The sequence below is a fragment of the Leptospira montravelensis genome (assembly GCF_004770045.1).
GTDB lineage: Bacteria > Spirochaetota > Leptospiria > Leptospirales > Leptospiraceae > Leptospira_A > Leptospira_A montravelensis.
On record NZ_RQFO01000016.1, the window covers coordinates 72,046 to 82,500 of the forward strand.

Annotated in this window: 7 protein-coding genes and 1 other annotated feature (1 of these 8 only partly in view); of the genes, 1 reads left to right on the plus strand and 6 read right to left on the minus strand. The window is 36.6% G+C overall.

From position 1 onward, the window contains the following. Position 1 precedes the first annotated feature (1 nt). The 5 genes from EHQ31_RS10790 to EHQ31_RS10810 form a co-directional block, all read right to left on the minus strand. A complete protein-coding gene (locus EHQ31_RS10790; protein ID WP_135573839.1) occupies positions 2-1,528 on the minus strand; it encodes a parallel beta-helix domain-containing protein in 1,527 nt (508 codons plus the stop codon). After that, complete coding sequence (locus EHQ31_RS10795; protein ID WP_244247346.1) at positions 1,528-2,886, minus strand: cytochrome-c peroxidase; 1,359 nt, start codon at positions 2,884-2,886, stop codon at positions 1,528-1,530. The genes EHQ31_RS10790 and EHQ31_RS10795 overlap by 1 nt, the downstream gene beginning before the upstream one ends. Positions 2,887-2,954: 68 nt before the next feature. Further along, positions 2,955-3,758 carry a hypothetical protein gene (locus tag EHQ31_RS10800; protein WP_135573837.1) on the minus strand — a complete coding sequence of 268 codons (804 nt, stop codon included), beginning with the start codon at positions 3,756-3,758 and terminating at the stop codon, positions 2,955-2,957. Between the two features lie 293 nt (positions 3,759-4,051). Next, positions 4,052-4,930, minus strand: coding sequence for a tyrosine-type recombinase/integrase (locus EHQ31_RS10805; protein WP_135573835.1), 879 nt, complete (start codon positions 4,928-4,930; stop codon positions 4,052-4,054). 297 nt (positions 4,931-5,227) lie between these two features. Beyond that, on the minus strand, positions 5,228-6,010 hold the full coding sequence (locus tag EHQ31_RS10810) for an SDR family NAD(P)-dependent oxidoreductase (RefSeq protein WP_135573834.1): 783 nt from the start codon (positions 6,008-6,010) through the stop codon (positions 5,228-5,230). A 524-nt stretch (positions 6,011-6,534) separates the two neighbouring features. Between EHQ31_RS10810 and EHQ31_RS10815 the strand changes: the two genes are divergently transcribed. Further along, on the plus strand, positions 6,535-7,371 hold the full coding sequence (locus EHQ31_RS10815; protein WP_135582930.1) for a hypothetical protein: 837 nt from the start codon (positions 6,535-6,537) through the stop codon (positions 7,369-7,371). A 453-nt stretch (positions 7,372-7,824) separates the two neighbouring features. Then, positions 7,825-8,079: a sequence feature (23S ribosomal RNA rRNA prediction is too short), on the minus strand. 227 nt (positions 8,080-8,306) lie between these two features. On the opposite strand, the gene EHQ31_RS10820 is transcribed toward EHQ31_RS10815, so the two are convergent. Then, positions 8,307-10,455, minus strand: partial view of a hypothetical protein gene (locus EHQ31_RS10820; RefSeq protein ID WP_135573830.1) — the 3' portion only. It continues 2,456 nt past the right edge of the window; the window shows 2,149 of its 4,605 coding nt (coding positions 2,457-4,605); the start codon falls outside the window, past its right edge; the stop codon is at positions 8,307-8,309.

Consider the following 10,455-nt stretch of genomic DNA (forward strand, 5'->3'; position numbering starts at 1 on the left):
ATTATTTTACCACCCCTTTGGCACCTTCGTCTTTCAAATTCAAAATATAATTTGCAACCGCTGTTAATTTCTCATTTCCTAAATATTTTTGCGAAGGCATTTCAATAAATCCCTCTCTCACTTTTTTGGGCATAGAAGCAAAGGAAACTACACCGTAAACGTCCTTCTTATATTTCTCTTGAATTTCTTTAATGGGAGGACCAACAGTTCGAAGAGTCATGGAATGACATCCAGAACAAACAGCACCAAACACCTGTTTACCAAGCTCACGAGCATCTGATTTTGCTTCCCCTAATTTTGGGTCACCAATCATAGTTTTTATTTTTTCAGTATTATCTATAGGATTACAAATCCCATAATCACTGGTTCCAATTTTTGTAACGGAATCGGGAGAAGATAAACAATTATCTTTTCCTTTTCCCGAGGCTACGACATCGAATCCTTCTGGGAAAATTCCAACCTTCCCACCGTTAGGTGATTCTGGAATGGGATTCCCAGAAAAGATTACCCTGATCACATAAAAAAGCCAAGAGATAATATCATTCCACTTTCGTTTTCCATTATCGATAAAAACATTTTCTAATACTTTATTACGATCTGGATTTGGTTCTACATCTGGATCCGGTGATTTTGAATTGGGAAGTAAGTTGTTATCACCAATTCCAATTCCTGCAAAACTATTTCTACGGATGATATTCCCTTCAATGGTCACTTCATCCCCTGCCATCACACCAATGCCTATCCCTGGAGGTACTCCCGCAACTAATGCACCTGGTTCAGCAAAATTTCGATGATTATTATCAAATATAAAATTCTTTCTAATGATTACATTTTCAACTTTCTTCAATGGAAGCCCTGGTAACGCAAAAGCAACAATCCCAGCGGAATTATCGTAAACTGTATTACCTTCAATCAATACATTCGTTGAGTTTTCTATTTCGATTCCAATAACACTTCCATACACTTCATTTCGCCTAACATCAACGTTATGACACATCCCAATATAAATCGCTGCATCAGCAATTCCCAAACTAACGGTATCCTCAACAATTACGTTTGTTCCCATAGTAGGATAAATTCCATAAATCCCTGTATTTTCGACAATGAGTTTGCGCATGGTAATATTACCAGCACCTTGGGTCATCACTCCATTCGCCTTATAATTTTTTATGTGGAAATTTTCGATTAAAAAATTGGCACCAGAGCCAATCACACCGTCATTTAACTTTCCCAGGCCATCTAACACGGGCCACTTGCCATTGACGATCACACCAGACAAAGTAAAATGTGTTTTATCCACAAACACAAATTCGTGATAAATTCCAGGGAACACTTTTACAGTATCTCCCTTTTCTAATGAATCGATGGCTTTTTGTATGGACTCACCTTCTCTTACTTCCAAGGTGCGTGAAAAAACAGGAACAGCAGAAAAAATAATCGTTAGAATAACAAACCAACGGAGAATTTTCTTTTCCACGTTTTGATTTTTTGTTATATTACTGAATAAATATGGTTTTTTAAAACTCATTACTTTATAGAACTCCGGTTTTGATATGATTCATATTCTAGTGCAACTGGTAAACCCGAAGGAACCGACTTCGGAAATTTTGGCATACTCGTTTCATCAGTCAATGTATACAGAAAAGAAATGAGAGCGTTAATTTCTTTTTTACTAAGACCCATTTCCCTAACATGCCAATGGATTCTAAGATCATTCGGAGCCCCATTTCCTCTTCCCCCACCTTCATTATAAAAATGAACAACTTCTTCTAGGCTATCCAAATTGCCAGCATGCATATAAGGTGCTGTTTTAACTATGTTTCTTAAACTAGGAACCCGGAAGGCTCCTCTGAGCAAATTTTGACCAGTGATAGTTTCTCTACCAAAATCCCTTTCTTTCGTATCTAAAACTCCAATCGTAGCAAAAACATTATTTGTAAACATCGGAGGTGGATGACATTCCGCACAACGGGCCACAAAAGATCTGAAAACATTATAACCTAACAACTCTTCTGTGTTTAATGCTTCTTTATCTCCTGTTGACCATTTGTCAAATCGACTACTGAAAGAAACTAGTGATCTCTCAAAATTAGATAAAGCGTCTATCACCAATGCAGCTGATATTTTAGATCCCTTTTCTCCATAAGCTTGACGAAACATTTTTTGATAATAGGGACTTTCATTTAACCTTGATTCAATGATTTCTGGCGAACTAGCCATTTCATCTGGTGAATACAGTGGCCCTTCTGCTTGGTCTTCTAAATTGGAAGCTCTCCCCTCCCAAAATAAGTTTTTCATATAAACCACGTTCCACAAACTAGGGGCCGATCGTTTTAGTAAAACTCCATTTTTACGCGTTGGTCCATAACCTAAACCATCTTTTCCAATACTTTGTTTCCTTCCATCAGAAAGACTGTAAGCTGGATGATGACAATGTGCGCATGACAATTGTTTATCGCCAGAGAGAATAGGATCAAAAAATAAATATCTACCTAAGTCAATGACTTTGGGATCTAATTTGACTTGTACGAGAGTTTGTCCAAGGCCACCGTTTATTTCTAGAGAATTGATATATCGATAATCAATCAGACAAAAACCTTTTTCCAGTTTCAATCCGGAAGGGCAATGCGAAGAGAGGCGGAAACCTAATGGCGGTTCCACTACCTCAAATTTGGAAAGCTCTGGAATGATTCTAGACTCTGCCTTAGAACAATCACAAAGTATAAACAAAGAGGCAATGGAACCAAAAACCAACCAAGACTTCACATGACAAAGGAAACAAAAAGAGAAAATGTGAGAAATCTTTTTAATAATAGAAACAAAAAGAAAACAAGCGATTCTGTCATAAAAAATATTAACATAAAGAGACACATTGATATTTATCAAGTCTTGGTCTAACTTCCTAAATGTTCACAATTGCCTTTAACAAATAACCGAATAACTTAGATCCAATTTTAGCTTGCGTTTTCTTCCATTTTTGCTTGAAAAAGAAGAAAACCCAATGTGGCAAGAACTCCACCAAAAAATATAAATAACTCAGGACCAAAAGTTTCCTTTTCCCAATTTCCACCAACTAACAACATATAAATGATAGGAGCTATATATTGGTTAATAAATAAACTAGCAAATGTCAATTGATTGGCCAGTCCCCCTTTTAAAAACTTCCAAAGAAACAAGTTGGGATTTGATAAAATGGTAGAAAGCGTTAGAGTTGCCATAAACACCATCTCAATAGTAGAAATTCCTACGCGTGCGTCCCTAGACATACTCAGATATGTAGGATTTTGAAATATATGACCAATCAAACTAATTCCTCCAGGAACAAGCGCTAGGTGAATTAAAATATCATCCAGAATCCAAACACTTTTAGGAGTTTTTCGTAAATATAATAGGATTTCATATATACTAAAGAAAACAAGTCCAATAGATGTAAAAATAGAAGTCATCACCAAACTTGACTTAGGATTGATATGAACTGCTGGTGCCGACAACAACATTAATATAGAAGAAATATTTCCACCACCTACAATCATCAAAAAGGCAAGATTGGCTGTGAAAGGCCAGAGATGGAAATGTCTGGTAGAAAGTCGCAAACCTACAATCACCAGGAGCGAAATAGCCGTAAATATAGATAATACGGGTCCATCGGTTCGGTAAAACAAAGGAACACCTAAAATCCAAGCACCTAACACAACCAATGTTCCTATTAAAATTGTTATATCAAGAATCTCAGCCCAGGTACCAAAACGTTTTTCCATACAGTTCTCCTACTCTTCTAAACTGCATAGATTGGCCTTGGTTTTTCTAGTTTTGCAATTCAAATTTTTGTAAAAAAATCTTCGGAACCAAAGAATGGAAAGTTTTGTCTGCGGTCGTCCCAATGGGTTTGGTGTACTGGGATTCCCACTTAAAAGGGTCGGGCTACTCCGGGGTGCGCTTTCGCTTCCGTCCCCAGTCATCTAACGATGACAGGTGACCAAGCCCTTCGTATCCCTACGAAAAATATTTTTCATTTCCACAACCAGAAATTCTTTTTCTCTAAATTAAAAACTTAGCTAAACTGGAACCCATATTGATTTCGATTTTCAAACATTCCTAGTTTGGTATTTACGATTTTTTCCAACGGACTTGTAATTTGGAGATGTGAATTAGGACTTACATGTAGATAGACAAGTGTCGTTTTGATATCAGCATGACCTAATAGTTTTTGTATATAAACCAAACCGTAACCATCTTCCAAAAGATGAGTGGCAAAGGAATGTCTGAGAGTATGAACAGTTCCATATTTCTGAATCCCAGCGAGTTTTCTAATTTTTTGAAACGCAGCTTGGATGGCCCTTGCACTTACTGCAACGTCCTTCCCTTTGTGAGAAAAAAATAAATAGGACTTAGGATTGTAAATTTCAATATATTGTTTTAACAAAACAGCCGTTTTATCTGCTAAAAGTGCATACCTTGCGTGACCTCCTTTTCCTGAAGCGATAAAGATGGCCTTCCTTTCAAAGTCAATATGAGATATTTGAAGGTTTACCACTTCACCAATACGTATCCCAGAAGAATAAAGTAAGGTAAAAATATTTTTTTCCCAAACATTACGACAGCTAGAAAGAAAATTCACAATTTCGCTTTGGCTAAACACGGCAACAACCTTTCGTTTCCGTTTCGGGACAGGAACCAATTGCATCATGTCTTTTCTATCTCTTAAAGAATAAAAAAACAATAATGCACTGTAAAAATTAATTAGAGTTGAATCAGATTTATTTTCCAACCTCAAATAGAGGAAAAAATCATATATATCGGAAGGTTCCAAATCCAAAGGAGACTTTTGAAAGTATCTAGTGATCACCTTCATACAAGCAGTATAACATCGAATTGTCTGATTTGAATATCCATGTACGATCATGTCATTGATCATTTTATCTTTTAACATACCCATAAGTACATGAGTTTCAATCTATAGGAAATGAAAAAGGTTTTTCAGAAATATACATTTGTTTTATATGCGAAAGCAGTTGCATTTTTGCTTCCCATTGATTTAATCCGGATAAAGCAGGAAATCCGATTTTTCTAAGTGCGACTTCCATATTTTCATAAGTAAAAAAGTATTTAGAAAATCAAGCAAAGCGGAATCACGAAGGAAAATTGATCCAATGTGAAAAAAATCGCTTTGCCGAATCAGTAAAAGCTGTAAACGCAAAATCAGATTTGTTGTATCTGAAAAGCTAGATCAAAAATTTTTAGGAGTCTCCGATAAAAGAATTTTTGTTCTCAGCCAAAGAGGTACGATCCTTCCTATTCGAGTAGCCAAAGCAGTTCCGTATGGGAAACGGTTTTCTTTCCATTCTTTTCTAATGCCCTTTAGGACTAGGTTTGCAGCCTCATTCTCACTGATTTGATTCGGAGCAGGGATCCCATCATTCTTTACCGCTTCCGTGTCCACAAATCCAGGATGTATTGTTTGGATTCTTATATGTTTGAATCCGAAATGTTCTAATTCCATTCGCGCTGTTTCTAAAAAAAGACGTGCTGCGCCTTTGGAAGCAGTATAATCACCTTGCATAGGAATTCCGAAATAGGTAGCTAACGAATTCATATGAGAGATCATACTTACATCTTTTTGTTTTTTCATCTGCTTCATAAGGGGAACATAAAAGTAAATCAAAGAACTGTAGTTGATATTCATACAGTCTAAGATCGTTTTCGCGCTTGAAGTTAATGTATTAGACGGAGGCCCGATCCCGATATTCAATAGAGCGATATCTATCTTTCCATACTTCTTAACTATTTCTTCTACTACAAATTCTGCATGGGTCTCGTCTCTTCCATCACCTACAAAAGTCATACACTCACTTCCTAATTTCGTAATCTCTTTCGAAACTTCTTGGAGAAGATTTTCCCTTCTTGCGGTAAGTATAATTTTATTTTGAAATTTAGCTAGGGCTAAGGCAGTCGCTCTTCCAATACCAGATGAAGCTCCCGTGATTAAAATTACCTTGTTTTTATAGTCCATACGTACAACCGATAAGAAATGATTCACTAAATAGTGAGTGAAAACTCACTATTGTAAAGTAAAATCTTTTCTGAAAGGTTCTTGGATCCACAAAGATAACTCGCAATCAAAGCAACAGAATGCCTGCTCGACTGCCTTGCAGTAACAGTTTTAGGCGCTCCCAATGGGATTGGAGTTTTGCAAATGGAATGTATAAAGGTCGGGCTACTCCGGGGTGCGCGTTCGCTTCCGTCCCCAGCCATCTAACGATGGCAGGTGACCAAGCCCTTCGTATCCACTAGCGCGGGAAAATTTTAATTTAAAAACTCTACCTAATTAAATAACCATCTCTCACTTCAAACTAGCAAGCACCTGGCGAAAATTTGCTAAACCTGCTTCCATATTTTCGATGATTTCTTTTGCCTCAAACGATCGAATCGCAAAAACAATCTTTGTTCCCTTTCACTTAGATCGAAAAATAATGTTAAGCTTCGCAATCGATATTTTACGAAAGGTATACTTCTTATAAAAAATATTTGACGAACATGTTAAAAATCTTGTATTCCTTTCAAATGAAGAAAATTCGCAGATTCCAAAATCTAATTAACCTTTCCCTCTTTTTACCACTTTTTTTGAATTTAAGCTGTAACTTCGCGGATGTTCGGATTCAAAACCCAAAAGATCTAACGGAAGCAAAAAACCAAACATTAGTTGGATTTGTGATTGTAGATGACCTCAATGATGATGCACAAGATGCAAGTGCGATGATTTTAAAAGTGTATCCTATTTATTCAAAAGGGATGTTTCTCTTTGACGCACAAACAAATTCACCAATAGAAAGTTTATCAAATGAAAAGAAACCAATTGTAACAGTAGAAGAAGAGGGAGAAAAAGTTTCATATACCAATCAATTTGATTCATCAACACCAACGTATTTACTAGATTCACGAAAAGAACATTATTTAGGGTATTTATACTGGGATCGATTCTGCAATTACTGTTCAAATCCTCCTCGATACAAAATCAATTTCAATCCACAAAAAAGCATTTCTACCTTAAAAATTAAAGGGAAACCAGGAGAAATTGTTTTTTTAGGATTCTATAAAATCAGTGTTATACGAGAAAATTTCGACATAAAAGATTTTATATCGAATAAAACGAAAAATTTAGATTATAAATTCGAACGAATTTCTGCAAATTCTCCTTTTTGGGAAAAGGATTTTAAAGACTATTCTATATGGTCAAAGTTTGATCGTGATCATGGATTTAATGAACGTTCTGCTGAAATTAAATTCTTAAAAGACATCATCGCTAACCAAAAGAAAGGTTATTGGAAAGAGAAAGCGGAACAAAGACTCACGGAATTATTAGCGAAAAAATAATCTAAATCCGTCTTCTATTGAAAACAAAAATGCTGGGTAAAATTTTTAATGAACCCAGCGGCTTCATGTTTTCCCATCTCCTACTCACTTGACATCCATGTCACGATTTGTGAGCCCCGCAATCCATGCTCCACCTCCGATGGAAATACATTCCGCCAGGTTAACCAAAGATCGAAGAAAAAAATTTCACAAATAAAAAAAACCTCGAATCTTACGACCCAAGGCTTCTCCCAAAAAATGTATACAACAAAGGTTCTGTCTATCCCGATGAGGGAAAGCCTGCGGAGCACCAAGCGGTACTGCCGCGACTGCGAGCACCCGACTTGATGCGTGAGCTTCGAGCTCTAGCATCAAAGTCGTTCGGCGCAGACCGCCAAACAGAACAAAGTAAAACAAACAACACTTTCAATGACATACACGATCGTAATCGTGTATATTGTAATATGGTCAAGCTCTGGCGATTCGTATCACTTGGCTGACCCAGCGCTTCGCGACTGAACTTACACCTGTGACCTATCAACCAGGTCGTCTGCCTGGACTACAATAGGTGCGATCTTATCTTCAGGTGGGCTTCCCACTTATATGCTTTCAGCGGTTATCCCGACCGAACACAGGAGCCATGCCACTGGTGTGACAACAGATGCTACATGCGTCACTTCGGGCCAGACGAGTTTTGGCTAGGCAAACGCTTTCGCCAAACTCGCATTCTCGCTCACCTCACGGTCGGCTTGCGAATGGTTCGACCAACCCGGTCCTCTGACCTGTTGAGTAAAAAGAAATGGGCGTTCCCGATTTAATTGAATCGTTGAATAGTATTGAATTAGGGTCGGGCTCTCCCTCGGCGAGGGCGCTCGGTAGATCCCTAACGCAGGGGCTTCATTAATAAAAAAGTTCAATCTTCAGCACATTTTAGATTTTTTTAATACTAAATTAAGTTATGCTACATCCTTCCATCCATCATTGATTTCAAGTTGTTTTAAAAAGTGTTTTTGATTCAACAGCAAACTGCAATCAAGTAACTTAAATAATTTCGTTCTATGATTTCGATTCTTTGATTGATGAAATCCTCTGAATAAGATATCGATTAAGTCTGTATCATAATAAAGATTCCAATTCAGTTTTAGAAGATATGCGTTAAATGCTTCTCTCCCAATAGTTAAAACAAGTTTTTCTGAAACCACTGGTAGTTTTAAAATTTTCTTCAAAAACCCCGAATATTCAAACCGAAACGCATGGTTTTTGATGAATTTTCTAAGCCAATTTTCATATTTCGGAAATGAAGCATCCGGAAGACTTTCGACAATGTGGGAGATTCTAAATTTTATATCATCATCTTCGTCCCCAAAAAAATCTGAAATGACCTTCAAAGAGCGTTCCCTATACGCCTCACTTTCGACAGTCTGACTAAGAACTTCCACAACTCCTCGTCTAATGCTGGATATATTCCTTTTTAATTTCCGAAAATCTTTTAAGGCAATTTTATTTTCAAATGATGCATATGTAATAATAGAAGAACCTATTTTTTGAATGTTCTCCTTTTCGGATTTTGTCATTTGAAACAATGTTCCCTTTAGTTCTTGATAATGAGAGTGGATTGCGTATCCCAAAAATTGTTGGGAAATTTGCATACCAGCAAGATCGAAATGCCCATCCAATAACCTTAAATATAGCTCAATTGCGTAATTTCTATCATAGTTAAGTGTATAAAGAACAGGAATCATCGAACAGGCCCGAACTGGTGTCTTTGGATCTTCCGATAACATGGAAATAGTTTTTTTAAAGAAAATATACCGATTCACATCATTCGAAATCAACTTCCCAATTGTCCAAGCGATGCTACCTCTATCACTATTGATTCCTATCTGTAAGTAGTCTGGAACTTTTTCATCTTCATGTATTCTTTCAAAGGGATCTTTGCCTATCTCAGCATAAAATTTGATGATTTCCAATATAGAATCAGGTAAATTTTCCTCCGCCAAGTCAGAAACAAGAGAAGATATTTCTCTAAGGCAAGGATACCCAGGAAGAAGATGCGATTTTTCTATCAATTTTATAACCAAGTCTAAATCCACTTTTCCTTTCCAAACTTTAGAAATTCCTATGAGGACGTTTGAAAAATAAAAAGATTCTATTTGTTCATTGGTGTTGAGTAACAAAATCACAAAACGATTAGGATCTTTTTCCGCTTTATACCCAAGGGCTTGTGAAAGCTGTCGACCATCCCCTTTCAAATAGTCCCTAGACCGCGTCTTATATGTAGAATCATACTTTTTCATAGCACGAATCCATTGGCGGTCGTTCATTTTTTCAAGGGCACTGTCGTTTATCGGAGAACTAACAGGTGAAGCAATAGCTGAGCCATACACAGGAGGATTCAAATCGAGTTGTTCGTATCTTCTTTTTAATTCAGCAATTTTCAGGTTGATATGCTTCGATCGGAATTCTTCTGGAATCTCATTCAATAATATCAATAAGAGATAATACTGATCTGCTTTCAAAGACAGATTCATGATTTTGTGAACCAAATCATTTCGTCGTTCTTCTGGTAAATAAGCAAAGATACCTCTAATCACCTTTCTAGGAGGAAGTAAATGATAGTTTCCTGATTGAAAGCTCAATGCCCCTATGACTCCTATGAGCAAAGCATTCGGATTCAATTCAATCATCTGGTAAAGAGTTTCAGAAAAATAACTTGGGTTTTGTGAGAGAGAATGAAAGAGTAGATATACCATCGTTTGAGAATTTGAAAGATAGTTATCCCCGATTAAATTCTTTAATTCTTCTGGATTATCGATAGCTAGGCGAGAGAAAGCAGAAATTAAATTCTGCAGAAACAAATCCTTCACATACATGGTATCTTCATTGATAAAGTAATAGGGCCAAATTAAATCTATTTGGAAACCATTTACTTCTTTTTTTTCCGCGTGCCTCAAAAGATTTAAAAAAACAGGAAAGAAATTTTCAGCATAAAATAAGTATTCGGTATTCAGGATATTCTTGATTTCATATAAGTGAGGAAAAATATTTTTCTCGATTCCAGGACTGAAAATGTTATCTCGTCCATTCTTTTGTTGTTCTATTGCT